Origin of the sequence: Achromobacter sp. UBA2119 (assembly GCF_002331005.1) — a bacterium.
Taxonomy (GTDB): Bacteria; Pseudomonadota; Gammaproteobacteria; order Burkholderiales; family Burkholderiaceae_B; genus Achromobacter; species Achromobacter animicus.
The window spans coordinates 811,573-837,722 of sequence record NZ_DCYD01000015.1 but is presented as its reverse complement, the minus strand read 5'-3'; the positions used below and the strand labels follow the sequence as shown (position 1 = coordinate 837,722).

Below are 26,150 nucleotides of genomic sequence, written 5' to 3'. Positions count from 1 at the left end.
GAGTTTTCACACAGCCTCGGTCGGAAGCCGCCCGTCCCCAGCGGCCGCTCGCGGCCAATAACGGACGCCGGCAGACCGCCCATCCCGATTTCTGCGGAGACTTTGTCCAACATGAACTTGCAAGGGCGACAAGTTCGACGGACTTGCAAGGCGACCGCCGCATCTTTCAATGGGCCTCACCGCATTTGTAGATCTGAGCGTCTTTCGGGGCTGCGGTGATGCGAACGCGTGGGTCAGCTCATCAGACCGGCGGGGCCCAAAACTACCCGTAGCACAAGGGCTAACAGGCCCATTGAGACCACGCTCAACGTCCATATCGCCGCCAACCAAAGAAGCCGATGCGCGAGCCTTCGAGTTCTTCCTTTTACAACATCCATTAGTGATACCCCGCCCCAGGCTTCACCTTCCCCCTGAAAACGTAATAGGACCACGCCGTATATCCAGCGTGGCTGCATGGCCAATACCAGACCAAGCCGACAGTGTGCCGGACAAGCTCAGGTGGCCTGTCACAGGCAAGGGCCCCATGCCGAACAAATAGCGGGCGCCTTGCAGTCGACACATGAAATCAGACCTCCACAGCCAGAACCCTGCAATAGGCCCTCGGTAGGAGTGACACTAGTCACCAGACAGCGGATCGAGGCGAGCTCGATGCACTCACCCGCCTGAAGTTCCGAGATTTTCCCGACAAATCACCTACATACGCAGACTGTTGGCGTCGTAGGCGGTGATCCCGCCGTACCGTACCTACATGAAGGAATGTACGGTACTTGGGGTTGGGAGGTACAACCGTACCTGCTCTGACGGTGCCACGGGAGGGAACTTCCAGAGTGAAGAATGTCTCCTGGATTGTTCGTTTTGTCTTCGCGTCTCGCAATTAGCTAACGGCACCGGCACTTTCCGCAGGCACCTAGCAAAGAAAAATTCCCGAACACTGGACCACGTCTTGGCCGCAAAATCCGTCCATCTGTCGCTGGCGCATGTCGCCTGGTAGGGATTCTCAAGGGCGACAAGTCCACGTGCCATTTAAAAGCGCAGACGACTCGACGAATAAGTTGGGCCACGTTCACCTCCGTGGTCCGCAACGAAATTCAGAGCTTTATCCCCTGATTTAACGATGCAGGGTTAGGTCAAAACGGTCGTGTCGACCAATTGACCTGCTCCCCGTGGTTAGTACGAAATCGATGTAGAGTCCGTTCACGACGCTTTAAAAGTGCAACCGCGGAAGACCGGTCCACAGCACAGCTCGGCATTTGCTCCGCTAACGAATAGCGCCGCGAGGATGGAAGGGCCGAGGGGTCGTAACGATTCAACTGTCGCGTGGTGCCGCCGATGCTCTGCGACCTGGGTTCGGAACTCTCGCTTTGCTGCCCCAGCACACACAGCCTCAGATGAAGGGGTTTGGCCTGCCCCAAGCGCAACAGTCGCCAGAGCCCACCCAATTGGCCTGATGAGCGCAAAGTGCAGCGAGCTGCCCACCCCCCCCCAATCAAGCAGAGACCCGGCAAGTCCCGAGATGGGCTATTGCCACCGAGTGCACATCCTTGCCTTGATGCCGCGTGAACTTGCTCACCGCCAACTGCAAGTTCGTTGTCCCATATGTTGTCCCATATGCCCAGCAAAGAAAAAGGGTTAGCTCAACGACATTGAGCTAACCCTTTGATTTTATTGGTCGGGGCGGTGGGATTCGAACTCACGACCCTCTGCTCCCAAATTGGTTGACCATGGAAGGGTGTGGACAGGTGCGGAAAACTTATTGCGCCTTTTCAACGACTTACACCGCATGAATTTCCATTATCATCCACCCGCATCCGTCGCAATCCGCAGCCGGGTGTACCCATGGGTGTACATATGACGGAAAAAAGGGCATGACGCGTTACCCGAAAAAAGGTCGAGGTCACAAATGGACAGTCCGGGAATTGGAGTCCATTCCAACAGCGTGGGCGAAGGACAGTATCGCAGACGGCGGAGGTCTGACTGGCCAAGTTCGAGTGGTAAATGGAACCGCTGCGGTTGCGTTCCGCTATAGCTTCAAGTGGGACGGCCGCAAGGTTTGGTATTACTGCGGCAACTGGCCGACGGTCGATTTGGTGACCATCCGTGAAAGGCGCGACAACGCACGAGCACTCGTAGCGAAGGGTGTGGACCCTCGGCGGCAGAAGGTTGCCGACAAAATAGAGGCGCAACTTAAAGTCGAGCAGGTAATCAGCGAGGAAAGCCAGCGTCGCGCCCATGATCTGAGCGTCAAGGACCTGTACGACGCGTGGATCAGCGAGGGCGTACGCCGTTCCGACGAGAATGCTGAACTGAAGCGAATCTTCGGGAAGGACGTACTGCCTACGATCGGTGACTCCGCATTGCGGGCGTTGTCCGAGGATGACATAAAGAAGGTTTTACGCCCAGTAATAGCACGCGGTGCAAATCGCCTGGCAGTGATCATCTTCGGCGCGATAGGCCAAATGCTCGGTTGGGCAGAAGATCGCCAACCTTGGCGGCGCCTCCTCATCGAAGGCAACCCAGCTAAGCTCATCGACCTCGATCTTCTGCTTGACGATGACTACGACCCGGAGAATGTACGCACCCGCGTACTGCATGACACCGAGATCATTGAGCTGGCAGATCGCTTCAGATCTGGCGAAGATGAGTACGAACAAGCGCCCAATAAACGAGTAGCCAAGCTGCCGGTCTCACCCGCTACTCAACACGCGGTTTGGATCTGCCTAAGCACGCTTACACGCATCGGGGCGTTGACCAAGGCCGAGAAAGCCCACATTAACCTTCCTGAACGCACTTGGTTCATACCGAAGGAAAACTCCAAGGGACGGCGCCGCCAAAAGCAGGACCAGCTCGTCTATCTCTCGGACTTCGCCGCGCGCCACTTCGAAGGTGCGATGCAACTTTCGGATTCGTTGTACGTGTTCCCAGCTCGGGATGGCCGAGGGCCGCTTTCCGGTCAATCAGTGACAAAACAGATAGGTGACCGTCAGACGCAGTTCAAGGCGGAGGATCGAACGCCGCTAAAAGGCCGCCGAAACGACAATACTCTGGTCTTGGCTGAAGGGGCCAACGGCAATTGGACGCCACACGATCTGAGAAGGACAGGGGCCACCATCATGCAACGGTTAGGGGCCTCTGAGAATGTTATTGACCGATGCCAAGGGCATGTGGTGCACACTGGCAAGAACAAGATTCGTCGCCATTATCAACTGTATGAATTTGCCGATGAGAAGCGCCAGGCATGGCAAGATCTGGGACATTATCTGGATCAGCTTTTACCGTCGGGGCTGACCACCCCTAGGACGCGTCGTTCCAAGACGTCGAGAAAGGGTCCGCCCTCAAATGAGTAGTTAACGCCGGTGTGCCAAGGGTTCGTTTCGCCAAGAGCACACCAGCTTTGAACCGCGAATAGTATTCGGGCTGACCTACCAGCCGTTGCGAAACATCGCGCCAATCGAGAGGGTTGCCGCAGCGCACACCCTCTCTGTGTTCCCTGGTCGTCCCAGCGAACACCTTCTCTGCCCAGGCCGGGCGCCATCTGCACACACTTCAATCAAGGATCTCCGCATGGCCAATCCGCCTGCGGCCCGTTCCTGGGCCGCATCTTTTGAATTCCCGTCGACAGCACGCGACGCCCGTCATGCCGCACGCACTTGGTTCGAAGCGGCTCCCGATATCAGCCCTGCCAAATATCGCGATCAAAAGTTCATCGAGCATTGCAAGGGCAAGGCTGATTCGCCCCTCGAACGAAGAATCCGGCTGGACGCCTTCAAACAGGCGTTTGCTCAGGCCATAGGCCACATCGTCGTAGAGGAGGCCCGGCTTCATGCGCTCCCTGCTTGAACGCCCGATTACGTTTCGACTGTCCGACGCGGCTCGTCGTCGTTACGAACAGGCCGCAGCAGACCGGGGAATGACGCTGTCAGCCTACCTCCGCGATCGCCTCGAAATCGACGACCAGGTCGCTGAGCACGTCTCGCAACTGCGTCTCACCCTTTTGGATAGCGGCGTCGGTGGACAGCCGGACGCGTCGCTATTGCCAATCCTGCTGGAAATGCTGCTGCTCACACGGCGACATAGCCCGCCCGGCGATCTGCGCGCCGTTCACCTTGAACTTGAACGACAGGGCGTCACGCCCCGGTCCCTCAAGTAGATCTTAGGAACCCCCATGCGAGTATCCCTCTTGGCGGCCATTGCCTCGGCCGTCTGCCTCCTTTCGGCCTGCGGATTCGTACCGCCCGCCCCGCCGACACCTCCGGACTCCGGACGCATCCTCATCAACCATGCGGATCCGCGCACCGTTCTACCGGGTAAATCGCCGACCGTCCTGGCCACGGCCGACATTCCGCCCATTCCCGTGCCCGTAGCGCCGCCCAAGCCAGAAAGCACTGCACCTGACGCCAGCGCACCGCTGCCGGCCGCTACTGATGTGACGTCGGGTGCCGGCACCTCTGCGTCGGCGCCGACGCCGGTAGCGACAAGTGAAGCCACGGCGCCTACCACCGATGTGAGCGCGAGTCCGCAACAAGTCACACCGACCGCTGGCACCATCGTGACGGTTGAAGTTGCGCCGACGGAGCCCATTGCAGAACCGCAAGTCGTGGACCCGCCGAAACAGATTTGGCGCGTCAGTCCTCAAGACGGGACGGTCCGCCAAGCGCTCAATCGCTGGGCAGCGGATGCCAACTGGACCTTCGGGCCTGATCAGTGGGAACTGAACTTCGACATACCGATTCAGGCCCCCGCCGAGTTCGAGGCGGACTCATTCCAAGAGGCCACCCAGGCGCTGTCCCAGGCAGTCGCAATGAGCGAATCGCCTATCCGCCCCTGCTTCTACGGCAACCGCGTCCTGCGCATGTTGCCCTTCACCCGCAGCTGCAATCGCTCCCCCGCCACGCAATCCTAGCCGCGGCGTTGACCAGGAAAACCCATGAATTCTTACCGCACTGTACTGACGGCGGTCATGCTGGCCTTGCTCGCCGGCTGCTCGGCCCTGCAGGCCACCGACCGCGTCGAATCCCGCGCAGCGCTGCGCCAGGCCGACGGTACCATCGCGTTGGACCACTTCAAACTCAGAGCCGGCGACGTCGACCGTGCAAAGGGTCAGGTCGTTGAACTCCCCTGGATCGCTGGCCGACCGCAGCCACTAGCACGGGAAGTGACCCTGCCGCCGGCGCTGCGGGCAAACGTCAACACGACGCTCCTCTTCGAGAACAATTCCGCAGACCTCAAGACGCTGGCCGACCGGATCCAGATTGCCACAGGCATCCTGACGCAGGTCACGGCGGACGCCTTGCTGCCGGCCGAATACTTCTTACCGCGCCTAGCGGGCGACCTCGGCACGGTAAACCCGCTCAGCCTGGGCGCCAGCACCGCCGACACGCTCGTCCCGGCCCTCATCCCCGGCGCGGCGGTGGATCGAATTGCAGGTCCCGCGCTGCCCACAGGCGTGGCCCGCACAAAGATGGCACCACTGCCAGCCGGCCAGGCCCCGCTGGCCTCGGTGCTGGACGCAATCGCACTGCGCCTGGGCGTGTACTGGCGCTACGACGACAAGATCGGCGCGCTGCGCTTCTACCGGACAGAGACCAAGAGCTATGTGGTCCGCACGCCCACGCAGGCGGCCGAAGAGAACCTGCAGCGGGATATCAAGTCGACCAACTCGATGCTGGCGGACAGAACCAGCGCGGGTGCGAAGGACGAAGCGCGCGAGCTGGCGGCGGTCGTCAGCAAGGTCAGCCAGTTCCTCAGCCGTGCCGGCGTGATCAAGGCTGCGGACGGCGCGTCCAACACGATTGTCGTGACGGACACCAAGGAAGCCCAGGACCGAATTGGCGAATTTCTCGACGCCGAGAATCGTCAGATGACCCGCCGCGTGCGCCTAGTCTTCGAAGAAATCACGGTGCAGAGCGACCGGATCAATCAGGGAAGCGTGGATTGGAGCATCCTGTTCAACAGCCTGGGGCGCCAAAACACGGCCTCCGCAATCGGTGTCGCGCCGATGCTGGACGCGGCCAAGGCCGCCGGAAGCGTGGGCGCTAGAGTGGGAAGCGGTCCCTTCGCGGGCACCAACCTTGCACTGTCAGCGCTCTCGCAGCTGGGCTCGATCATCGACCACAAGAGCATCCCGCTCTTGATGCAGAATCGCCGCCCGGGCAAGTACGACACGCGCCGCTCCTTCGACTACATCAAGGACCTGCAGCAGACGCAAAGCACGTCGGACAACTCGGCCCCCACCGTCACCGTCACGCAGGACAACAAGACTGTCGGCACCTTCCTCACCGTCGTGCCAGATGCGCAGGACGACGGCCAAGTGCTCCTGACGATTGCCTACGACGACACCCGGCTCATCGAAATGAAAAAGGAGCCGGTCGGCTCCCGCGATGATCAGTCGTTCGTCCAGCAAACCGACATCGGCGGCCAGGGACGAGTGCAGCAGGTGATGGTGCGTCCCGGCGAGCAAGTGGTGATCGGCGGCTACCAGCAGTCGGCAGACACCTCTACCAGGCGGCGTCTGGACGACAAGGCACCGATGCTCGCCGGCGGCTCCGACGCTTCGCAAGAGAAGCAGATGCTCACGGTCGTTCTGGTCACGGCCATTCCCGAAGAAGGATTCTGACGTGGCACGACGTGAGAAGACCCCGCGGCGGCTGAGTTACCGGCTCGTCGCCATCCCCGGTACATCGAATCAGCTTGTCTTCGGAGTTCGATGGCAGACGGTCCTCGGCGAGGATCCGCAGAAAGAAGCGCTGCGGCTGGCACGCAAGGTGAAGGCCACACACTTTGTCCACAGCGATGCCCGCAGCCCTTCCGTCGGGCTTCTCATCGCCAAAGGCAAGGAGCGTCGCGCAAAGACGCGCGCCATCCTATTCTCGGCGGCCGCCGCGTTTGCACAGATGCATCGTCACGGCACCCACATCGTGGCGCTCAATCTGCCCGACAAATCCGTATGGATTGCCGTCATTGTTGCTGGTGTGGTCCAGACGGGCGGAGACGCGGTCTTTGCAGATCTGCAGGCGGCACAGCGCGCGCTCGATGAGGCGCTGGCGCGCTACGGCGAGGCGCAGGTGCACGGGGACCACCGCACGCAGTCACGGCCGTTCTCCCTGCAACAGCTAGCAGCTCACACCAACCAGCAGTCGTCCCTGCGCCGAGCCGGCTTCAGTCTCGCGATGGTCTCGCCGTTCTGGTGGACCCTCCTGGGCCTATTTCTGGTGTACGAGGCCTGGGACATCGGCATGAGTTACTGGGAGGAGCGGCAAGCGCGAATTGCACAGGAGATGCTGGCCGCGCAGCCCGAAGTTGACCCTGCAACGTTGTGGAAAAAGGCAATCGCTGCGTGGGCAAAGACCGCTCGAACGCTAGGAGAGCCGGGTCTAGCCCCGCTGCTGCAACAACTGGAGGATGTGCCCACCGCGCCCGGCCGCTGGAGGCTTGTCGAGGTGGACTGCCGACCGCCGGTGCGCAGTTGCGTCGCTAAATACCAACGAACGCGGCTTGCGGACAATCGCACCCTGCGCACGGCCCTACCGCCCACTTGGAAGATCGAGCATGTTGATCTGGAGACCGCAAACGCCTCCTGGACCATCCCTGCGGGGTTGGCGCCTCAGCCGGTGCTGCTGGCGGAACTTCCCGACGCAAAGGCGATGCGGCAGGTTTGGGAGCCGTCCTGGCAGGCACTGCGCCCAGCGCTGCAGGACCTGTCGCTGTCTGCGCCGGGACAAGTGCCGATTACGGTACCGAACGTCAAGCTTGCCAACGGGTTGGAACAACCCGTAATCCGGCCCAAGGAGATCAAGCTTCCGGCAACGCGCGCGCTCGTCATCAACGCGCCGCTGCGCTCCCTGTACGGCTTGGCGCTTCCGCGTACCTCAGAAGTCACGCAGTTGCAGATGCGCTTTACGCCGGACACCACTCCGGGACTCACGACGAGCGCCTTCGTCACAACGCTCAAAGGAACCATCTATGTTGAATCGCCCTGAACGCAAGCGGCAAGGCTGGCTCGTGTTTGCCGCCGCCGGCGCCACCGTCGCCCTCGCCGTCCCTCTTTCGGTGTCGGCACAGGTCGGGGTGGTCGGCGCCGGCGTCGATGTCGCCAGCCTGAGCCAGCTTGTTCCCCAAACCGTTCAAGAACTGCTTGAGCTCGATGCCCAGCGCGCACTCGATGAGGAGAATCGCAAGGCGCAAACCGTAAAAGGCGGAGGCGCGCAGCTTGCCGCTTCCGGCCCACCTGCTGCCCAGGCCGCCAAACCCGATCCTGACGCAACGCCCGTTGTCGCGCCGCCACGGCTTCTCGCCATCACAGGCGTCGGAAAGCAGCTGACGGTGATGATCGACCAGGCGGGCCGGCGGGCGCATTACCGCAGCGGCTACGCCGAGCCTGTCGCCGGCGTCGACCTCGGACTGCGCCTGCAGGCCGTATCTCAACCGTGCGCCAGCTTCGTTGACCAGTCCCAGGATGTCGTCACCTTTTGCCTAAATCGAGGAACACCATGATCTCAAGCCTCATTCAGTTGGTGCGGCGGCTCAAGCGCACGGTGCATGTCAGCCTGCGCGAACAAGAGGAAATGCCGGTGCTGGACATGCACGCATCGACTCCTGCAGTGTCCACCGGTGACGCCTACCAGCACATCGATTCGTTCGAAGACATTACGCAAATGCAGCCGGCGTTCAGGACGCTCAAGGTCGATTGGTGCGGCTCGACATCGGCGGTCACCGCATGTGTCGCCGAGCTCGAGGGACCGCGCTATGTCGTTTTCGTCAAACCGCGCGAAGTCGACACCGACATCTTTCGCGCCGTCGAACAGCGCGCCATCGACGCCGCCAAAGGCCCGGTCCAGATCTACACGATCAACCCGGTCATTCTGCTGACCCTTGTCAGAGAGCGGATGCAGGCCCAAGACGTGATACAGCGAAGCTCCCGGATCCGAGGCCAAAAGGAAAAGTCGGCAGTTCGCCAAGGGTTTTACGACATCGTGTCCTGGGCGGTACGCAACGATGCGAGCGATCTGCATCTGAACATCGACACCACGGCCGCGAAATCGCGCATCAGCGCCACCATCGACGGCCAGTACACCACGCCTGAACATCTAGCGATGCCCACGCAGCAACTCCTCGACATGGCCAGCGTTGCCTGGCTGGATGTCAGCGGCGGGAACGGCCTATTCCTTGACATGGCCAACGAGCAACAGGGTCGGCTGTACGAGGTGGTGGACGAGCGCAGCTACATGCTTCGCTGGGGTTCATTCATTGCAGACAAGGGGCCGTCCATCACGCTGCGCTTGCTCGACGTGGACTCCAAGGTGCAAAAGGTGGACATGTCAGCCCTCGGCTATCTCCCCTCTCAAGTCGCCCAGTTCGAGCGGGCGATGCGCAGCATGGGCGGCGCCATCGTCATGGGCGGCATCCCTGGCTCCGGAAAGACGGTGAGCATTGCCCAACTGATTGTGCGTCTGCCGAGAACGCGCAAGGTCATGTCTATCGAGGATCCCGTCGAACTCATCCTTGAGGCAGTGCTCCAAGCCAGCGTTTCGCGCTCTCTGGATGGCTCCGACCGCGAAACGATGAAATCGAAGCTCATGGCGCTCAAGCGAGCGGCCGCGAGTGACGTCTTTCTCGGGGAGATTCGCGATGTGCTCACAGGCGCTGCATTTCAGGACATCGTGCTCTCGGGCAGCAACCTTTACTGCACGACGCACGTGGGAAGTGCGCTTGCCATTCCGCAGCGCTTTGCCTCCAGCGAAATCGGAATACCGCGCAGCACGCTGGGAACCCCTGGCGTTTTGAAGCTGCTCGTTCACCAAGCCCTGATGCCCAAACTGTGCCGCTGCGCCCTTCCCGCCGTGGCACTCCTTGACGGTGCCCAGGATCGGATGGGCATCAAACGAGATCGCGGTACATGGCAACAGTACTTGGCGGGCATCGAAGCCCTATACGACTTCGGCAGCGATTCGCTCAAGATCCGCAACCCGGACGGCTGCGAACACTGCCGCAAGAAGGGGATCCCGGAACTCTTCGGCTACGCGAGTCGCACCGCAGTAGCTGAACTCTTCGAGCCCTCTAGTGATCCCGATGCGCTTCGAGCCATCGCAAACGGCGACGAGATCCGCCTGAGAGCGATCTTCGCCAGCCAGCGCACCGCCCGGTACGACGAGCCCGATATGGAAGGCAAGTCCACCATGGAATGCGCCGTCTACAAGATGAGCCAGGGAATGATCGACCCCCGGGACATTGAGCCTCATTTCACGGCGTACGCAACACTTCTGCGCCAAAGGAAAAAGGGATGAAGATTCCCTTCTACTTCACGCGGGTCGGCCAAGCTGCCAACAAGTTCTCGCGGGCCCGTGCGGACTGGTACGAATACTTGGCCGACATGACGGAGGACACCCAGGGTCGCCGGACGTTCCTGAGCATTCTTGAAGCTGACGCGCAGCGCTACGGCAAAAGCGCCCGCGGCGTCCTGTCGGCTTACTGGGCTCACCGTATCGTGGAAACCGGCGAGCTTGGCAGGACGCTTCACCGCACGCTTCCACCGCGAGAAGTAGCGGAATTTGTCTCGCTGCAAACTCAAGGGCAAGCGGTATTCGCGGGCGGCCTGCGCGACATGGCCGCCGTCGTGCGGGTGACGGCCCAGCTTAGGGCAATCCTCGTCGGCACGCTGGCGGTGGCCGCCCTAATGCTGCTACTGGTGTGGGCGATGGTCATGCTCGCGGTCCCCTACCTCACCGCACCAATGCTGCAGGACGCCATGCCAGACATACGGTTTGAGCTGCTCAGTCCGTCGACCCAGGCGTTCTTCGACATGGCGCAGTGGATTCGGGACAAAGGTATTCGACTGTGGTTGATATCGATCGCCCTCGGCGTTGCCGTCTATCTCTCGTTTCCCTATATGGACAACCCGCTACGCCGTTGGCTCGACAAGTGGGGACCGTATCGGCTCTACCGGGACGTTCAAGCCATTGCCGTGGTAAGCACCGCGGCAACCGCCGTAAAGCCCCGCGCTGGCAAGGTCATGCAGATCCGTCAAGCGATAGAGCTGCAGTTACCGGGGGCCTCCCGTTGGCTTAGCCACCGGCTTCAGGCTATCCAGAATCGACTCGACGACGCAAAAAAAGGCGCCGCAATATTTGACGTTGGCCTGCTCGATCGAGAGATCTACTGGTATCTCGAAGACCTCTCGAACACGCTTGGCTTGGACGCAGGCCTGCAGAAGACCCGCGCACGCATGGAGACCACCATTCTCAAGCGCGTTGAAGACCGCGCAAAGGTCCTGCGATGGGCAACGCTCATCTGCGCCGTCCTCGTCATGGCTGGCCTCTTTTTTTGGCATCAAAGCGTGATCATGGACATGCGCAACGCCTTGATGATCGACGCAATGTAGCAACTCGCCACCACGAATGCTCGTGGTGAAAACTTATTCGAACAAACGGAATTCAGATGCAAAAGCACAACATCGCGACCGAGCGCGCCATCCAACGCGCCAAATCTGCAGACCTGCGCCGTCAGGGCGGTTGGACGCTGGTCGAAGTAGGCGCGGTCATCGCCATCGTCATCATCCTCGCCATCGTCGGCTTTCCCTCTGTGAAAGGATTCTTCATCCAAGGCCGCGTGCCTGCAGCCGCCGGCGAGTTGCAGCGGTTCATGTCCACGGCCCGGATCATGAGCGAAGGCGACTCGGCCACGCCTTACTCGGCGATCGACAACGCGCAGAACTTGGCGCCGTCGCTGCGGGACTCCACGGTTTTCAAGGTGACCGGGAACACGGTTGCACACCGCCTCGGCGGTACAGGCGTGGGCTCAAACGGAACGATCACTATCGCGCCGGCCGCGCTGGGTGGCGGCGCGGCCGGAAGCGCATTCTCCCTAACGCTGACGAACGTCAACCATCGCGCCTGCCCCGTTCTCGCCTCCACCATGAACGGCATTTCCGAGATGATCAGCGTAAACGGCACAGTCGCGAAAACCTTGGGTGCCAACAGTGAGTCTGGGACGTTCAACGCCGTCACCGCCCAAAACCTCTGCGTCAATGGCGACAACAACACCTTCGTCTTCGCCACACGCTGATTCTCTGGGACCGCGTGAGGGGCGTGCCACCAGCACGCCCGCACGGGCTCTCAAACGAGGCGATCCAATGCAATTAATTCAATCACCGCTGTCCTGCAGGACGCGGGCGCGCGCGCCCACCCAGGCAGGCTTCACGCTCGTCGAGGTCACTGTCGCCCTACTACTCGTCATGTTGCTGGCTGTATTCGCGGCGAAGGAAGTCAGACGCAAGGCAGACGAGGGCGCCGCTGAAGCGACCGGCCGTTACCTGATGCAAATCCGGGGCGCGGTGGTCGATCTACAGTTAAAGCATGAGGCTTGGCTGCGCGGCGAAGACCTCACCGATTTGCCCGCTGGTTCGTATCCCACGCCTCCAGCTCTAGCCTGGGCCAGCGTGGGAGGCGCACAAGTGGCGCGGGGCGGGCTGTCCGACCTCACGGCGCTAGGGCTCCTGCCGGCGACCATCCCGAGATACCCGAGCTTGGGAGACGTAGCGCGGTTCATTCTGGTCCGACAGGGCGCATGCCCAGGCGCTGATTGCCGTACAAGCGCCTTTGTCTATGCTTGCCATCCCATCAGCACGGCGCGCAGCCTGCGGCAAGGCGCCGAATGCACGCCGCCTGCGGGCAGCCGCGGCGATTTTGACCAAACCCTCCTGAGCAAGGTCATTCTCGCCGCCGAAGGATACGGTGGCCACGACGCCCGCGGGTCGAATAGTGTCCGAGGTCCGCTGATGGACATTCCGCGTGCCTGGTTTGATTTCGGGGCGCAGCCAGGGCATGCCGTCATCGCTGCAAGCCTGGACGCCACACCCTTCGGCCAGTTCGTGCGACATGGAGAAACCCGGCCCGTCACGCTGCACAACACGCTGACCGTGGGAGAGACGATCCAGAGCAACAAAGGCTTGCTGCTCAACACGTCGGTCGCCCAAGGCGCGGCGTGCACTGTGGAGGGCCTCTACGCATCGACTGCCAACAAGATGCTCGCGGTTTGCACGGGTGGGGTGTGGTTCACGCCCTTCGGTCACGTGATCACAGGCGTGTACAGCAACCTGCCCAGCGATGCGGCAATACCTGCCCTTTCCTGCCCAGCAGGTCAGACGCCATGGCGCTATGCGTCGATCCAGTCCCTGGACGTCACCGTCACGGGGAGCGACGTCAACGTTGGCGGCTCGGTGGGTGGTTCCATCCAAGGGTCCGGCTCAGTCAACGCCGCCGGCGCGGTTGCTGTGAACGGGACCTTCGCAGGAAGCTTCCAAAACTCTGGCTCCAGCTACGTGCGGGTCGGCCAGACGCTGGCCATCGCTGGCGACCGGGTTGTCATTTCGCCGGCCGGCGCTAACGCTCGCGCCGCCGTCATCCAGGGCTGCAAGAACTGAGCAGTCCGCTCGCTTTGTGCGTCCGACCTGGACGCACTCATCACCTTTGAGGCAAGCATGAATTTCCACACACTCAAGTGCTGGGGCAGGCGCGCGCTCGCACTGGCCGCGCTCCTGGTCTCAAGCCACGCCGCAGCCGCTGCAGATCCGCCGGGCAAACAGGCCGACGTGCAGCTCAAGACGGATCTGACTCACATGAACATTCTGGTCACCCAGGGTGCACCGCTGCCCCCGGGCGGATGCGTGGCCGGCTATGCCTGGCACACCACCTACGGCGGCTGCCGACGGGCTGAATCCCAACCCGAATCGGCCGCGTGCCCGGCCGGCTTCACCGGGAATCGCACCCGTTACCGGACCGCATACATCCTGCAGGCCAACGCATACGACGTCGCGTATGAGCCTTGGGGGCCGTGGCAGGACTCGTGCACGGCATCTCGCTTGTCGGGTGTCGTGGACACATTGATCGCCGCCGCGAACGGCGCGGAATCGGGGGAAACGAACAACACTTCCACCCTTCCACCGAATCTGGCAAAAGGCATGATGGTCTATTACGGAACACGCTTCGGCGTCACCATTCATCGACCCTCAGCCACGTTGAATTGCACCTACGCCTCTGGCACCACGGCGGGCAGCGGGAATTCGAACTCTCCCATCTGGTTCGGCCTCCTGATGGCCCCAGGGGAGTCAGTGACCAGGCGCGGGGAGAGTGGCTCGTTCGGCCACTGTCAGCTTTCCAACGGCAATCTCACGGCGGAACTGTACGGCAGTTGCGATAGCAGCACCGGAGGCGACCTCGATTACTGCGTTGGCGCCACGCGCGTGGTCAACATCACTTCCGTCAACGGATGCACCGTCACCACGGAGACGCGCCAAAAGAACACCGTCATCGATGTCGGCAGCTACGACATCTGCCATTGATCGGAGGAAATCAACATGCACATCCTGCGGCGCCTGATGGCGCTCCTTGTTTTTGCAGTGTCGTACTCGACTGGCGTGGGTACCGCCTTCGCGGCGGATGTTCTGACGGGCGATACCCGCCTGGCCTGCGAAGCGATCTTGTGTCTTTCCAGTGGCTCACGCCCCAGCGAGTGTTCACCCTCCCTGTCCCGCTACTTCGGGATAAACAAGAAGAAGCTGTCGGACACCCTCAGTGCCCGGCATGACTTCCTATCGCTTTGCCCCGCCTCCGGAGACTCAAAGGAAATGAGCGACCTGGTGCGCGCGATATCGCAGGGCGCGGGGCGCTGCGATGCAGTCTCCTTGAATGCCGGTCTCGGCAGGTGGCAGGGGTCCACCGACGACGGGTATCCCATTATCAGCAACAAGCGCCCCGGCTATTGCAACGCGTATAGCTCGCACGAATACACCGCCTTCGACGACGACCTGCCCCGGTACGTGGGCACGCCGGAAGAGCGGGGCTATTGGGTCGAGGCGAAGGACTATGACCGGGAACTCGCCAAATACGAGAAGGAGCTCGCCGACCGCAAGAAACATGAAGAGTGGCTCAACGGCTCAGGAAGCGGGGGGAACTAGACAATGGACTTTCCCACGCTCGCCCGGCAGTGCGCGCCTGACGTGCATATCAGTACGCTGAGCGCGGTGGTTCGGCATGAGTCGGGCTTTAATCCCCTGGCCATCGGCGTCAACGCCAAGCCGCATCGCAGCATCCGCCCTAAGTCCAAAGAGGAGGCAGTCCAGGCGGTGCGTGATCTCATCGCGCAGGGCGTCGACTTCGACGTCGGCTACGGCCAGATCAACGTGCGCAACTGGAAGTGGCTTGGCGTGACGCCCGAGTCGATTTTTGATCCGTGCGTCAACCTGGCCTCCGCGCAGCGGGTGCTGGTCGACTGCTACAAGAGAGCGGCGAAGCTGCACGGAGCGGGGCAGAACGCGCTATATGCGGCATTCAGCTGCTACAACACGGGCAACCTAACCTCCGGCTTCAGGAATGGCTATGTCGGCAAGGTCATCGCCGGCGCAGGTCTGGCGGTCCCCGCCATCGTGAAAGAGGGAGGCGCGTCCGCCAATCCCGATCCCAAGACCAGCAGCGCGCCGCCTCGAAAGCCGTCCAAGCCGGATGCCTTTCAGAAGCCTCGCAACGACGCTTTCGCAGCACCCCGCAAAGACGCATTCGAACCACGCACAGATGCCGTATTCGGCAGGCCCGTCCCGACGCCGGCCTCGCGCCTCACGGCGCAATAGTCGTCTACCCCTGGCCGATGTTTAGCCGCTAAACACCGGCTCCTCCCTTTTTTCTACCTCAACGAATGCCGCCTCGCTCATCGCCAGGTGGCGTCACCCCTTGGAGTCTCAAATGACCGCAGCATCCAACGCCCTCCCCGTCCGCTCGCAGCCCAAGAGCCACCGCACGCTTGCCGCCCTGGCATACGCAACCCTGGCAGTGCTCCTCCTGCTGCAACCGGAACTGGCGATGGCACAGTTCGAGAAGGCCACCACCGCCGTGCAGAAGATCAAAGACTGGCTTTGGCTCATCATCCCTGTCATTGGCCTTGTCTCCGCCGGCATTATCGGCATCCTCTATTCGTTCGACGTGATCCGCAAGGAAACCGCCTACCAGTGGGCAGTGGGTATCGTCTTTGCCGGTGCCATCGCTGGCGGCATCATCAAGCTGGCCTTCGGTTGATGGCTACCTCGCCCAAGCAAAAGGCCAAAGCCCCAGCTGCAGCCGCCCCAGTCGCGGTGGGGTCAGAAGTGCCGCCCAACCGCTTCCCACTTTTCAAGGGTGCCACCCGCGTCGCCACCGTCCCCGGGGGAGTGCCCACACGGGCATTTGCTGGACTGGTCTTCCTGACCGTCACCGCCGCTTCATTCACGCTGTGGGGCTGGCTGCTATTTCCCGTCCTTTACCCGGTGATGGCGATTCTGAGCCGCAATGATGATCGCGCCTTCTGGATCTGGGAGCTTTGGGTCAAAACTAAGTTTCTGGCGAAGAACAAGCGCTTCTGGGGCGCGATCTCCCTCACGCCAACACCCTACAGCCGGCGGCGCCCCTGGGCCCGATGGCTTGGAGTTCACGATCGATGACACAACAATCCATCGCGACGCTGCCGGCGTATGAACCGCCAGTCGGCACATTTGTCCCCTACTCCCATCACGTCACCCCGACCATCATTGCAACCCGCGACTGGGAATACCTCTCGGTGTGGCGTATCGATGGACGCACGTTCCAAGGCTACAGCGATGAAGAACACTGCCGCTGGGTCGAGGAACTGAACAACGTGTTTCGGGGGTTCCCAACCGGATTCGGGATATGGTCGCACCTGGTCCGGCGCCGGGTGTCCGAGTACCCCGAAAGCGAGTATCCGGATCAGTTCTCTCGCGATCACGACGCCGCGTACCGCAAGGTCTTCGCAGGCAAGCCGCCGATGATCAACGAAATGTACCTGACCGTGATCATGCGGGCCCAGATCGATCCAGCCCTGCGCATTCTGTCAAAATTCGAAAAACGCACGGCGCGCTCAGCGCTCGCGTGGCAGAACCAGGCTATCGAGCAGCTAGATGACGTCAACCGCAAGCTCGGTGGATCGCTCAAGCGCTATTCGCCCGAACTGCTATCCATCGTGGAGCGAGAATCTCCGCACGACACGGGCGGGGAGGAGGCAACACGTCGAAAGTCGCGGTTCTCGGAGCCCGCCGAATTCCTTGGCTTTTTGCTCAACGGCAAGATGCAGCCCGTGCCGCTGGTCAATGCCCGCCTCTACAACTACCTGCCGACCAGCCGGCAGTTCTTCTCCACACACGGTGAGCTGGGCGAAATGCGCGGGCCCGACTGGACACGGCGCTATGTGATGCTGGAACTACGTGAATACTCCAACACCACCAAAGCGGGCCACCTGAACTGCCTGCTCAACCAGCCGCACGAGTTCGTGCTGTCGCAGTCCTTTGGAGCGATGTCCAAGCCCGATGGGCTCAAAGCGCTGTCACGCCAGATCAAGTGGCTGGAAGACTCGGGCGACTACTCGTCGTCACAGATCGCGGACCTGCACAAGGCGCGCGATGAGCTGGCCGCAGGCCGCTTCGTCATGGGCGACCACCACGCCACCATCCAGGTCTTCGGCGAAGACAGCGAGCGGGCTCTTCGGGCGGCCGCGAGCATCAGTGGCGCGCTGGCCGACGAAGAGATCATCGGCCGACTATGTGATCGCTCATCCTTGGCTGCGTGGGCCGCCCAACTTCCGGGCAACTGGAAGTGGCGCCCTCGCCCCGCTCCGATTACCTCGCTGAACTTCCTGAGCTTCTCATCGATGCACAACTACCTCTTCGGCAAGCCCGCGGGCAACCCTTGGGGGCCGGCGGTCACGATGCTCAAGACAACGGGGGGCACGCCTTACTACTTGAACTTTCATGCTTCGCTCGAGGACGTCGACGAAACCGGCAAGCGCCGCCTCGGGAACACGTCCATCATCGGGCAGTCTGGCGCCGGCAAGACGGTCCTGTTGGGACATCTGATCACGCAGGCTCGCAAGTTCAACTACACGGGCATCGTCTTCGACAAGGATCGGGGCATGCAGGTGACCGTCATGGCGATGGGCGGTAAGTACTTTCCGCTGCGACTGGGCGTTAACACCGGCTGGAACTACCTGCAGCTGCCGGTCACCGCTTCGAACGTCGCGTTCATGGCCACCATGACCAAGCTGCTGGGGGCTAACGGGGAGGAAGCCCCCACTGCATCCGAACAGAAGCAGATCGCCATGGCGGTCAACCAGCTTGTGGAGCACATCGACCTGGAGGATCGGTGCTTGTCCAACTTGATCAATTTTCTCCCTGCTGCGCCATCACCGGAAGGTCAACTGAGTCTGAAAGAGCGCCTCAAACGCTGGTGCGCGGGAGGCGAATACGGCTGGCTGTTCGACAACCCCAAAGACGAGCTGGACCTAGCCGCCAATAACCTCTTTGGCTTCGATTTGACGGAGTATTTAGATGAAGGGCCAATCCGGGATGCGGCAATCACATACTTGCTCTACCGCACAGACCAGATGATGGACGGTCGGCGGATCGCCCTCTTCTTTGACGAGGTCCAGCACCCGCTAAAAGTACCGTACTTCCAGGCTTCGATGCAGGACGCTAGTCGCACGGTGCGTAAGAAGAACGGCGTTCTCACTTTCGCAACACAGGAGCCAGCGGCGATTCTGGAGAACCCTGTGGGCCGTTCGCTTATCCAGCAGTCCGCCACCGCAATCTTTCTCGAGAACCCCAAGGCGACCGCCGAGGAGTATATCGAGGGATTCAAGTTGTCTCCGGCCGTCTTCAAGATGGTCAAGGATCTGCCGCCATTCAGCCGGCAGTTCGTTGTCAAGCAAAACGAATCAGCAGTCACCGCAGAGCTCGACCTTTCATCTTGCCCAGAAGCCTTGCTGGTCTTCTCCGGGTCTGAAGATCTGGCCGAAATCGCTGAGGCTGCAGTTGCCAAGCTTGGCGACGATCCTGCCCTCTGGCTACCCCACTACCTCAAGCTCGCCCAAGAGGCGACAAGGAGATGAAAATGTTCCAGAAGCACAACCTAAAACGCCGCTCGACCCACGGCTGGCGCGCAAGCTTCACCGTAGCGCTGGCTGCTGTACTTCTCTCAAACTCCTTGGCGCCCGTGCACGCGAGCGGCATCCCGGTCGTGGATGGTGCCAGCATCGCCGACCGGGCAGTCAAGCATGTCGAGACGCTGGCAAAGTATGCTGAGCAGATTGCTGTCCTCAAGGACCAGCTTGAAAGCCAGAAGCGCCAGCTTGAAGCCCTCACTGGGACTCGGAACCTCGGCGACATCCTGAACAACCCGGCGATTCGTGACGCGCTGCCGGCGGACGCACGCGAAATCCTTCGTGCCTCAAACGGCGGACCAAGCGGAATCTCGGACGTGGTGGAGCGCATCGAGCGCGAAGAACGGTTGACCGGCAACTACGAACAGGACAAGAAGAATCTGGACGCCCGGGCCGAAAGACTCGCGGTTCGCAGCCAGGCGATGATGGAGCAGACGCAAAAGGCGATGACGGCCCGCGTCAAGCAGGTGGACCAGCTGCAGGCCAAGATCAATCAGAGCCAGGATCCGAAGGCGATCGCCGATCTGCAGGCCCGCCTGCTGGTCGAGCAGGCCAACATCCAAGCCGATCAAACGCGGGCAGACACACTGACGCGCCAGATCGAGGCCGAGCAAGCCCTGATGGAGCAGCAAGCCCAAAAGCTCGCCGACAGCTCTTTCAGCCTCAGCGCAATACGCGCGCCGCTTCCGGGAGCGAGATAATGGCCACCACCGGGGTTAGCCTGGTCAGTCTCGGTGGAATCGCGAACTGGATCGACCAGTCGGTGACCACGATGCTAACCAAAGTCATCACGCCAATGGTCGCTTCGGTCACCCTCAAGCTATTGCCATTCGTGTCGGTTGGCCTGTCTGTTGCGCTTGTCTGGTACGGTTGGCTCATCTGCTCCGGGGCGATCCAAACTCCCGTCCTTCATGCGTGTCGGCGGGTCTTCAACATAGTGATCATCGTGTCCATCGCCGGCACCGGGGGGCTATATCAAAAGGAGATTGTCGGTGTCATGCTGGATCTGCCTACTTCCGTGGCTAAGCTATTTACCGGCACCGTCAAGACCCCTTCTGAAATGATGGATGACGCGGCGAATAATGGCGCGGAGATAGGCACGCGACTGCAAGAGCGCGCGCCGGGCGGTATCAAGAAAATCGCTCAGGCCTTTGTCTTTGTGGTTGTCTCGGTCATCATCACCATCATCTCAGCGGTCATGAGCGCGATTGGGATGCTGGTGTTAATCACCGTAAAGGTTGGGATGGGCTTAGTTGTAGTCATGGGGCCGTTTTGCATACTCGCACTACTGTTCGAACCGACCAAGCAGTTCTTCCACAGCTGGCTCGGCCAGGCCCTCTACTACGCTATTTACGCAGGCCTTTTTATGGTGGTTTTCATGTTCATCATGGGGATGTTCGGACAACTCCAGCAAGGCTTGATCGATCTATCGAAAGCGGACCAGATCAATATATTTTCCATGCTCACGGCTATCGTGTTCTTCATGATGTGCTCCAAGTTCATGCTAGAACAGGTCTCAGTAGTGGCTACCAAAATAACTGGCAGCGGCGCCGGCGGCGGAATTGCAGTTCCATTCATTGGGAAGATTGGCTAATATTAAGTTTCAATCGCGGCCCTCCCTGACAAGCATAAAAATTCGAGGATATAGATGGATCCTTTAAAGCCGCTGGGAAAGGCACTTTCTCAGAACCCCTTGATGGGCACGGATGTGCCGCTATCGGTGCCGCCCGGTGTTGCGCCCGATCAGCCGATATCAGCTTTCCAATGGATGAGCCTTGCCAAGGCGACTTGGACTTGGGTTCTCCGTCCCTTGTGGTATCTCTGCTTCAAGTGGCCGTCTCAATTGTTCCTGATTGGAATGTCAACGCCCCGCTCAAAGAGTAATTGGGATTGGCGCCGGGAGCATGACTACCAGCAGGGCATGAAGATGACCGAGGCTATGACTCGGGACGCGCGCCAAGAGCGTTAAAACTTCCCAAAGCATCTTTAGTAGGCCGGTCAGGACGCGACAGCGACCGGACCCTGTAAAAGGCACAGCAATCGCTGTGCCTTTCTCATTGCGCTGCGCAGTAGCCAGCCCCTCAGATCTAAATCCCCCTATCTCTTCGGAGAATCGATGAAGCATGCCATTCTGGCCGCGCTCGCCGCGGCTCGCCCTTTTGCGCCCGTACGAAACGTGCGGCCCCATCACCTCGGCCGGCAATCGGAGGATCAACATGTCCTTTGAAGACCCGAAGCTTTCGCTTCAGCAAGAACTGGACCGAAACCGGACCCTCGACAGGGACCTACTGACGGAAATCCTGTCATCCCGATCGAAAGCATGGCGCGTGACGACAGCCGCATTTGTGCTGGCGTTCCTGGCGGTCGGCGCACTGACCGCACTCATGATGAGCTTCACCCCTCAGCCTCCGTACGTCGTGCGCGTCAATGACGCGACCGGCGAGGTGGAGAACGTGTCCCAGCTCGGAGACGCTCAGGAGGACTATGGCCCTCGACTCGCGCGCTACTTCGTCACGCAGTACGTCCTGTCCTGCGAAGGCTACGACTGGCGCACCCTTCAAAACATGTACGACCGATGCGGGCTGTTCAGTTCGCCGGACGTGCAACAGCAGTACCACGCCAAGTTTGAAGACGACCCAAGAACTGGCCGTGAAGCGCTGGACAAGAAGTACGGCGAGCACACCCGCCTGGTCATCAGTGTCCGGTCCATCACGCCCGGCCCGAACCAGACCGCCACCGTCCGGTTCACGCGAAGCGAAATGGGGCCCCAGCGCTCGCCCAACACGGAGCAGTTCATTGCCACCATCGCCTACAGGTTCATCAACGCGCCGATGTCAGAAAGCGTGATTCGTGACAACCCGCTGGGCTTCCAAGTCATTTCCTACTCGACCGCCGTCGAAACGCTGAGGTAATCGTCATGCAAAAAGCACAAATCAACGAACTCGCCCGCCGCCTCGAAGAAGTGGGCCGCATGGACAATGCGCAACGCACCGCGCTGCTGCGCGACATCGAGCGGTACGCCAAGAACGACCTTTACGGCGCCGCACGCCTTTGCAAGGACCATCTCCACAAGGATGCGAACCTGCGTTTGCCCACGGCTGTAATGGCCGCCGACCGCATCGGCAAGCACTTCGAGGAGCGGATCCGCGAAGCGCGCCGGCCGGTGGAGTTGTACGGCGAGCAAGACCGGCAGATCCGCCAGCCCGAAGACGGGCGCGAGTACAAGGGTCCGATCGTCGGAACCACACCCAACTGCCTGATCCAGCGTGACAACGAAACCGGCGACCTCATCGTTCACGCTCGCAACACGTTGAATCGATCCTTCGAGATGACCGGCAACGAAGATGCGCTTGCCATCAGCTACCCCTTCAAGGCGGTGGGCGGCGTTGGCCTGGTGCGCGACGCAGACCACGACAAGCAGGCGGAGATGGGAATGGACCATCAACATTCGCACCAGCAGTCGCGCCAACGTGAAAGCAACCTCGAGATGGGACACGCCCGATGAACATCCGCTTCAGGCCCTTGGCCGTGGCGGTGCTGTCGGTCGCGCTTTGCGCGGCCGCAGCGCCCGCCTGGTCGCTTGACAGACCTGCAGCTTCGCCCAAGGATCAGCGAATCCGCTGGACGGACTATGACGCCGCCGACGTCATTCAGGTCGACACCACCCTTGGCGTCGCAACCCAAATCCAGCTCAACGACGACGAGGACTATGTGACCCACGCCTTTGGCGATTCGGCCGCATACGACTTCCAGCAGGTGGGCAAGCATCTGTTGCTCAAGCCCATCGTCGAGCAAGCCGACACGAACCTTCTCTACATCACCACCAAACGGAACTACTCGTTCCTGCTGAAGTATGAGAAGGCCCGCAAGAGCGGCGGCGTATTTCGTGTGGTGCTGCGCTATCCCGAACTGGAGCAGGCAAAGTCCGCCGCCCAAGAAGAGCGCGACCGTGTGCAACGCGATCTCGCCACCGCCGACGTCGCGATCAACTGGCAGGCCTACTCGATGAGCGGCGACACAAGCCTGGCGCCGACGGCCGCGTGGGATGACGGTGCGCAGACTTGGCTTCGTTTTGCGCCTGGCCAGGATCTGCCTGCGATCTATTTCGTGGACGCCGACGGACAAGAAGTGATCGTCAACCGTCATATGGAGGACGAGCAGACCGTGGTGCTCCATCGGGTCGCCAAGCGATGGCACTTACGCGTGGGCAACCAGGTCTTGGCCGTTCACAACGACGGCCCGCCCGTTGCACGCAGCTTGGCCACTGGCACCGTCTCGCCACAAGTTCAGCGTGTCATTCGTGAGGAAACTGCGCCATGAAGTTCTTCAAAAGGCGAAAAAAACCCGGTCAAACCATTGACGCCGTGTCCGAAATCGAGGAGCACCAGGCGGAGATTCAAGGCCGCGGCCGTCCGGACCTGTCGGGCACTGCCAAGCCCATGCAACAGGGCGCGAAAACCTTTATGTGGCTCCTGATCCTCATGGCGTTCATGGTAATCGGCACGGTGGGTTGGCGAGCAATCAATACGCCCGCCGCCCAAGAAGCTGCGCCCGCGATGCAAGAGAAGATCGAGAATGTGCTTCCTGGTCTGAAGCTCCGGCCAGATCCGCCACCTCCGCCACCGGCCCCGCCGGAGCCATCACTTGCGGCGCCGACCGTGCCCGGAGCGGCCCCCCCAACGGAACAGAAGGGTGCCTTGTCCAACTTGGCCGATGCGGTAGTGGTCGATCCAGTCATGCAGCGGCGCCTGACGAGCGGCCTGAGAGGATCCAAGGAAGACGGCAGCAAGTCAGCCGACCGGCAAGGATCGCCCCAACCTGCGCCTCGCGAAGCGGATAGCGGGCCGATGGCCGGCAAGCTCACGCCCATGAAACTCTCAGCGTCGCGCGCTGGCTTGGTTGGCAACCGGGACATGCTGATCACCCAGGGCTCAATGATCGATTGCATCCAGGAAACCAAGCTCGTCACTGCGCAAGCCGGGATGCTCGCTTGCTACGCGCCGCACGATATCCGCTCCACCAGCGGCCGCGTGGTGCTGATCGACAAGGGCACGCGATTCATCGGCTACCAGCAGGGCGTCTTGGCACAAGGCCAGCCCCGCGTTGGCGTCGTATGGTCCCGACTGGAGACCCCCAAGGGCGTGGTCATTCACCTGGACTCGCCGGGTACCGGCCCGCTGGGCGAAGCAGGTCTTGACGGCTTCATTGACACGCACTTCGCTGAGCGATTCGGCGGGGCAATCATGGTCAGCCTGATCAGCGATTTGGGCACGTGGGCCACCTCGCGTGGCAGCAGTGACAACGGCCAGGTGCAGTTCAACACCACGGGCGATGCGGCTACCAACGCGGTGACCACGGTGCTGGACAACACCATCAACATCCCGCCGACGCTGTACCGCAACCAGGGCGGCCGGCTGGGAATCTATGTCGCTCGCGATCTGGATTTCAGTTCGGTATACACGCTCCGGTCCGTCGCGCGCTAGTGACGTCGATAGCAGCACCGGCGACTGCAGCCCTGCTGGCCGGCGCCACCCACTCAGCTTAATGGCAGGCCCGTCCGTGCAAGCATTGGCGGGCCTGGCCCCATTCAACAGGCATTCTATGAAAGATTCCTCGAGCGCCTCGCCCATCGACTCGGGCGGACGCGACACCTCTTTGCGCCAGATGATGCGGCCCATCTCCGGCTACCTGGCCGATGATGCCGTCCGCGAAATCGCGATCACCCGGCCTGGGGTGATCTTCACGCGATCCCACGGGCGCTGGCACGAACGCCACGATCCGAAACTGACGCTCAGCTTTCTGGAAGCGCTGGTGAACGCCATGGCCAGCTACAACAACGTCAACTTCACGCCGATCATGTCGCTGTTGCTGCCGGATGGTGAGCGCGCTCAAGTCGCCCAGCCGCCTGCGGTGATCGAAGGCGCGCTCTCGATCAATATTCGCAAGCACAGCAGTGTCGTGAAGACCTTGGACGAGCTGGCCACCGAAGGCGCATTTGCCAACTGGGTTGATGTGAGCGGGCCCGTGGAGAACGTCCAAAGCCTGACCGACTACGACAAGGAACTGCTCGAGCTCAAGAAGGCAGGTGACATGCTGCAGTTTCTTCGCCGGGCCGTCCTTCAATGCCGCAACATCATTGTCGCGGGCAAGACGGGCTCAGGAAAGACGACATTCGCGCGCAGCCTAATCGACAGCGTGCCGTCCCTCGAACGTCTCCTGACCATCGAAGACGTGCACGAACTCTTCCTGCCTAACCATCCCAACCGCGTGCACATGATCTACGGCAAAGGCGCGGGCCGGATGACGGCTACGGAGTGCATCGAGGCCGCCATGCGGAGCTCGCCCGATCGGATCTTCCTGTCCGAGCTGCGCGGCCCCGAAGCGTGGGACTACCTGAACGCGCTCAACACCGGCCACCCTGGATCTGTCACGACCACGCACGCCAACAGTGCCCGCGATACGTTCGAGCGCGTCGCACTGCTCGTCAAGCAGTCAGCGGCTGGCAACCAGATGGATATTGAAACCATTCGACGCTACTTGTTCTCGACGCTGGATATCTCGCTATTCTTCGCCGATTACAAGCTGGTCCAAGTCTATTTCAGCCCAGGGCGCGTGCTATGAACAAGCGCGTAGACGTCAAACTTGCTTTCATAGCACCGGTAGGACTGCCTGGCGTCCTGCGCCTACAGCACGAGTGCGGCGAAGACAAAACAGCGCTTCTGTCCATGGAGGTTGGGGCCGGGCCGACTGGATCCGCGCCACTTACCACTACGGACATGCACCAGCTTGTGGATGGCTTGATGGATGCGATCCACGCCATCGAACGACTAGAACGGCTTTAGAACTACACCTGGCCGCCGGCGGCCGACCAGCGTCCCGCCCTCAATTTCTCCCGGAGACTTCAATGACCCGAGCGAACCGCCAACGCGGCGCGCAGGAAGCACGCGCCCGTACGGCCTACAAGATCATGCAAAGCGTCTTCGAACGCTGCCGCGCCGAAGGCCTGAGCGACGAACAAACTCACCAGGCTATCAAGGACGCCTACCCCTGGGGCGAGCGCCGAGCCTGGCCCTACAAAGCGTGGCTGATGGCCCGCCGCGAGTTCTACGAAGCACACGGCCTGCCCCTGCGCGCACGCCGTTCCATCGCTGAATCACTGGAGGCTGACTCGTGATCGGCAAGCT

26 protein-coding genes are annotated in these 26,150 nt (G+C 61.1%); 25 read left to right on the top strand and 1 reads right to left on the bottom strand.

Annotated features, from left to right (window positions below):
• Nucleotides 1-233 precede the first annotated feature (233 nt).
• Nucleotides 234-377, bottom strand: a complete 144-nt coding sequence (locus B3098_RS18335) for a DUF2474 family protein (RefSeq protein WP_286898221.1) — start codon at nucleotides 375-377, stop codon at nucleotides 234-236.
• 1,488 nt (nucleotides 378-1,865) lie between these two features.
• Here B3098_RS18335 and B3098_RS18330 point away from each other — a divergent pair.
• The 25 genes from B3098_RS18330 to B3098_RS18210 all read left to right on the top strand — a co-directional run bounded on the left by B3098_RS18330 (nucleotide 1,866) and on the right by B3098_RS18210 (nucleotide 26,140).
• A complete protein-coding gene (locus tag B3098_RS18330; RefSeq protein ID WP_152385202.1) occupies nucleotides 1,866-3,344 on the top strand; it encodes a tyrosine-type recombinase/integrase in 1,479 nt (492 codons plus the stop codon).
• Nucleotides 3,345-3,561: 217 nt separating this feature from the next.
• Nucleotides 3,562-3,837 (top strand): hypothetical protein, encoded by a 276-nt coding sequence (locus tag B3098_RS18325; RefSeq protein ID WP_152385203.1) that lies wholly within the window; start codon nucleotides 3,562-3,564, stop codon nucleotides 3,835-3,837.
• The gene (locus tag B3098_RS18320; protein ID WP_152385204.1) at nucleotides 3,821-4,147 is read left to right on the top strand and encodes a hypothetical protein; all 327 of its coding nucleotides are present in this window, start codon (nucleotides 3,821-3,823) and stop codon (nucleotides 4,145-4,147) included. Before B3098_RS18325 ends, B3098_RS18320 begins: the two co-directional genes overlap by 17 nt.
• Nucleotides 4,148-4,162: 15 nt before the next feature.
• Nucleotides 4,163-4,900 carry a TcpQ domain-containing protein gene (locus tag B3098_RS18315; protein WP_152385205.1) on the top strand — a complete coding sequence of 246 codons (738 nt, stop codon included), beginning with the start codon at nucleotides 4,163-4,165 and terminating at the stop codon, nucleotides 4,898-4,900.
• 24 nt (nucleotides 4,901-4,924) lie between these two features.
• Nucleotides 4,925-6,613 carry a type II secretion system protein GspD gene (locus B3098_RS18310; protein WP_152385206.1) on the top strand — a complete coding sequence of 563 codons (1,689 nt, stop codon included), beginning with the start codon at nucleotides 4,925-4,927 and terminating at the stop codon, nucleotides 6,611-6,613.
• A gap of 1 nt (nucleotide 6,614) precedes the next feature.
• Nucleotides 6,615-7,976 (top strand): hypothetical protein, encoded by a 1,362-nt coding sequence (locus tag B3098_RS18305; protein WP_152385207.1) that lies wholly within the window; start codon nucleotides 6,615-6,617, stop codon nucleotides 7,974-7,976.
• Nucleotides 7,960-8,490, top strand: coding sequence for a hypothetical protein (locus B3098_RS18300; RefSeq protein ID WP_152385208.1), 531 nt, complete (start codon nucleotides 7,960-7,962; stop codon nucleotides 8,488-8,490). Before B3098_RS18305 ends, B3098_RS18300 begins: the two co-directional genes overlap by 17 nt.
• Nucleotides 8,487-10,280, top strand: a complete 1,794-nt coding sequence (locus tag B3098_RS18295; RefSeq protein ID WP_152385209.1) for an ATPase, T2SS/T4P/T4SS family — start codon at nucleotides 8,487-8,489, stop codon at nucleotides 10,278-10,280. The genes B3098_RS18300 and B3098_RS18295 overlap by 4 nt, the downstream gene beginning before the upstream one ends.
• Complete coding sequence (locus B3098_RS18290; protein WP_152385210.1) at nucleotides 10,277-11,374, top strand: hypothetical protein; 1,098 nt, start codon at nucleotides 10,277-10,279, stop codon at nucleotides 11,372-11,374. Before B3098_RS18295 ends, B3098_RS18290 begins: the two co-directional genes overlap by 4 nt.
• 56 nt (nucleotides 11,375-11,430) lie before the next feature.
• On the top strand, nucleotides 11,431-12,057 hold the full coding sequence (locus tag B3098_RS18285; RefSeq protein ID WP_152385211.1) for a type 4 pilus major pilin: 627 nt from the start codon (nucleotides 11,431-11,433) through the stop codon (nucleotides 12,055-12,057).
• A gap of 67 nt (nucleotides 12,058-12,124) precedes the next feature.
• A complete protein-coding gene (locus B3098_RS18280) occupies nucleotides 12,125-13,414 on the top strand; it encodes a prepilin-type N-terminal cleavage/methylation domain-containing protein (protein ID WP_180098137.1) in 1,290 nt (429 codons plus the stop codon).
• A 57-nt stretch (nucleotides 13,415-13,471) separates the two neighbouring features.
• Nucleotides 13,472-14,332, top strand: a complete 861-nt coding sequence (locus tag B3098_RS18275; RefSeq protein ID WP_152385213.1) for a hypothetical protein — start codon at nucleotides 13,472-13,474, stop codon at nucleotides 14,330-14,332.
• Between the two features lie 15 nt (nucleotides 14,333-14,347).
• Nucleotides 14,348-14,947 carry a TrbM/KikA/MpfK family conjugal transfer protein gene (locus B3098_RS18270; RefSeq protein ID WP_227741279.1) on the top strand — a complete coding sequence of 200 codons (600 nt, stop codon included), beginning with the start codon at nucleotides 14,348-14,350 and terminating at the stop codon, nucleotides 14,945-14,947.
• 3 nt (nucleotides 14,948-14,950) lie between these two features.
• Nucleotides 14,951-15,616: a lytic transglycosylase domain-containing protein gene (locus B3098_RS18265; RefSeq protein ID WP_152385214.1), complete on the top strand. Its 666-nt coding sequence runs from the start codon at nucleotides 14,951-14,953 to the stop codon at nucleotides 15,614-15,616.
• A 112-nt stretch (nucleotides 15,617-15,728) separates the two neighbouring features.
• Nucleotides 15,729-16,058, top strand: coding sequence for a TrbC/VirB2 family protein (locus B3098_RS18260; RefSeq protein ID WP_152385215.1), 330 nt, complete (start codon nucleotides 15,729-15,731; stop codon nucleotides 16,056-16,058).
• Nucleotides 16,058-16,459, top strand: coding sequence for a type IV secretion system protein VirB3 (locus B3098_RS18255; protein ID WP_152385216.1), 402 nt, complete (start codon nucleotides 16,058-16,060; stop codon nucleotides 16,457-16,459). Before B3098_RS18260 ends, B3098_RS18255 begins: the two co-directional genes overlap by 1 nt.
• The gene (locus tag B3098_RS18250) at nucleotides 16,456-18,915 is read left to right on the top strand and encodes a VirB4 family type IV secretion/conjugal transfer ATPase (RefSeq protein WP_152385217.1); all 2,460 of its coding nucleotides are present in this window, start codon (nucleotides 16,456-16,458) and stop codon (nucleotides 18,913-18,915) included. The genes B3098_RS18255 and B3098_RS18250 overlap by 4 nt, the downstream gene beginning before the upstream one ends.
• A gap of 2 nt (nucleotides 18,916-18,917) precedes the next feature.
• Entirely contained in the window at nucleotides 18,918-19,667 is a 750-nt protein-coding gene (virB5, locus tag B3098_RS18245) for a P-type DNA transfer protein VirB5 (RefSeq protein WP_180098136.1), read from the top strand.
• Nucleotides 19,667-20,560, top strand: a complete 894-nt coding sequence (locus B3098_RS18240; RefSeq protein WP_152385219.1) for a type IV secretion system protein — start codon at nucleotides 19,667-19,669, stop codon at nucleotides 20,558-20,560. The genes virB5 and B3098_RS18240 overlap by 1 nt, the downstream gene beginning before the upstream one ends.
• A 622-nt stretch (nucleotides 20,561-21,182) precedes the next feature.
• Complete coding sequence (locus tag B3098_RS18235; protein WP_152385220.1) at nucleotides 21,183-21,878, top strand: virB8 family protein; 696 nt, start codon at nucleotides 21,183-21,185, stop codon at nucleotides 21,876-21,878.
• Between the two features lie 5 nt (nucleotides 21,879-21,883).
• Nucleotides 21,884-22,471, top strand: coding sequence for a hypothetical protein (locus B3098_RS18230; RefSeq protein ID WP_152385221.1), 588 nt, complete (start codon nucleotides 21,884-21,886; stop codon nucleotides 22,469-22,471).
• Nucleotides 22,468-23,286 carry a TrbG/VirB9 family P-type conjugative transfer protein gene (locus tag B3098_RS18225; RefSeq protein WP_152385222.1) on the top strand — a complete coding sequence of 273 codons (819 nt, stop codon included), beginning with the start codon at nucleotides 22,468-22,470 and terminating at the stop codon, nucleotides 23,284-23,286. The genes B3098_RS18230 and B3098_RS18225 overlap by 4 nt, the downstream gene beginning before the upstream one ends.
• Nucleotides 23,283-24,449 carry a type IV secretion system protein VirB10 gene (virB10, locus tag B3098_RS18220; RefSeq protein ID WP_152385223.1) on the top strand — a complete coding sequence of 389 codons (1,167 nt, stop codon included), beginning with the start codon at nucleotides 23,283-23,285 and terminating at the stop codon, nucleotides 24,447-24,449. Before B3098_RS18225 ends, virB10 begins: the two co-directional genes overlap by 4 nt.
• Nucleotides 24,450-24,567: 118 nt before the next feature.
• Nucleotides 24,568-25,587 (top strand): P-type DNA transfer ATPase VirB11, encoded by a 1,020-nt coding sequence (virB11, locus tag B3098_RS18215; RefSeq protein ID WP_152385224.1) that lies wholly within the window; start codon nucleotides 24,568-24,570, stop codon nucleotides 25,585-25,587.
• Between the two features lie 283 nt (nucleotides 25,588-25,870).
• A complete protein-coding gene (locus B3098_RS18210; protein ID WP_152385225.1) occupies nucleotides 25,871-26,140 on the top strand; it encodes a hypothetical protein in 270 nt (89 codons plus the stop codon).
• Nucleotides 26,141-26,150: the final 10 nt, after the last annotated feature.

Bases quoted from the DNA above. Each gene is read 5' to 3' on its own strand.
- B3098_RS18240 (WP_152385219.1), top strand. From the start codon at position 19,667: ATGGCCACCACCGGGGTTAGCCTGGTCAGTCTCGGTGGAATCGCGAAC.
- virB11 (WP_152385224.1), top strand. From the start codon at position 24,568: ATGAAAGATTCCTCGAGCGCCTCGCCCATCGACTCGGGCGGACGCGAC.
- B3098_RS18330 (WP_152385202.1), top strand. From the start codon at position 1,866: ATGACGCGTTACCCGAAAAAAGGTCGAGGTCACAAATGGACAGTCCGG.
- B3098_RS18300 (WP_152385208.1), top strand. From the start codon at position 7,960: ATGTTGAATCGCCCTGAACGCAAGCGGCAAGGCTGGCTCGTGTTTGCC.
- B3098_RS18325 (WP_152385203.1), top strand. From the start codon at position 3,562: ATGGCCAATCCGCCTGCGGCCCGTTCCTGGGCCGCATCTTTTGAATTC.
- B3098_RS18225 (WP_152385222.1), top strand. From the start codon at position 22,468: ATGAACATCCGCTTCAGGCCCTTGGCCGTGGCGGTGCTGTCGGTCGCG.
- B3098_RS18235 (WP_152385220.1), top strand. From the start codon at position 21,183: ATGTCCTTTGAAGACCCGAAGCTTTCGCTTCAGCAAGAACTGGACCGA.
- B3098_RS18275 (WP_152385213.1), top strand. From the start codon at position 13,472: ATGAATTTCCACACACTCAAGTGCTGGGGCAGGCGCGCGCTCGCACTG.
- B3098_RS18285 (WP_152385211.1), top strand. From the start codon at position 11,431: ATGCAAAAGCACAACATCGCGACCGAGCGCGCCATCCAACGCGCCAAA.
- B3098_RS18295 (WP_152385209.1), top strand. From the start codon at position 8,487: ATGATCTCAAGCCTCATTCAGTTGGTGCGGCGGCTCAAGCGCACGGTG.
- B3098_RS18270 (WP_227741279.1), top strand. From the start codon at position 14,348: ATGCACATCCTGCGGCGCCTGATGGCGCTCCTTGTTTTTGCAGTGTCG.
- B3098_RS18260 (WP_152385215.1), top strand. From the start codon at position 15,729: ATGACCGCAGCATCCAACGCCCTCCCCGTCCGCTCGCAGCCCAAGAGC.
- B3098_RS18210 (WP_152385225.1), top strand. From the start codon at position 25,871: ATGACCCGAGCGAACCGCCAACGCGGCGCGCAGGAAGCACGCGCCCGT.
- B3098_RS18335 (WP_286898221.1), bottom strand. From the start codon at position 377: ATGGATGTTGTAAAAGGAAGAACTCGAAGGCTCGCGCATCGGCTTCTT.
- B3098_RS18280 (WP_180098137.1), top strand. From the start codon at position 12,125: ATGCAATTAATTCAATCACCGCTGTCCTGCAGGACGCGGGCGCGCGCG.
- B3098_RS18290 (WP_152385210.1), top strand. From the start codon at position 10,277: ATGAAGATTCCCTTCTACTTCACGCGGGTCGGCCAAGCTGCCAACAAG.
- B3098_RS18315 (WP_152385205.1), top strand. From the start codon at position 4,163: ATGCGAGTATCCCTCTTGGCGGCCATTGCCTCGGCCGTCTGCCTCCTT.
- B3098_RS18255 (WP_152385216.1), top strand. From the start codon at position 16,058: ATGGCTACCTCGCCCAAGCAAAAGGCCAAAGCCCCAGCTGCAGCCGCC.
- B3098_RS18310 (WP_152385206.1), top strand. From the start codon at position 4,925: ATGAATTCTTACCGCACTGTACTGACGGCGGTCATGCTGGCCTTGCTC.
- virB10 (WP_152385223.1), top strand. From the start codon at position 23,283: ATGAAGTTCTTCAAAAGGCGAAAAAAACCCGGTCAAACCATTGACGCC.
- B3098_RS18250 (WP_152385217.1), top strand. From the start codon at position 16,456: ATGACACAACAATCCATCGCGACGCTGCCGGCGTATGAACCGCCAGTC.
- virB5 (WP_180098136.1), top strand. From the start codon at position 18,918: ATGTTCCAGAAGCACAACCTAAAACGCCGCTCGACCCACGGCTGGCGC.
- B3098_RS18320 (WP_152385204.1), top strand. From the start codon at position 3,821: ATGCGCTCCCTGCTTGAACGCCCGATTACGTTTCGACTGTCCGACGCG.
- B3098_RS18230 (WP_152385221.1), top strand. From the start codon at position 21,884: ATGCAAAAAGCACAAATCAACGAACTCGCCCGCCGCCTCGAAGAAGTG.
- B3098_RS18265 (WP_152385214.1), top strand. From the start codon at position 14,951: ATGGACTTTCCCACGCTCGCCCGGCAGTGCGCGCCTGACGTGCATATC.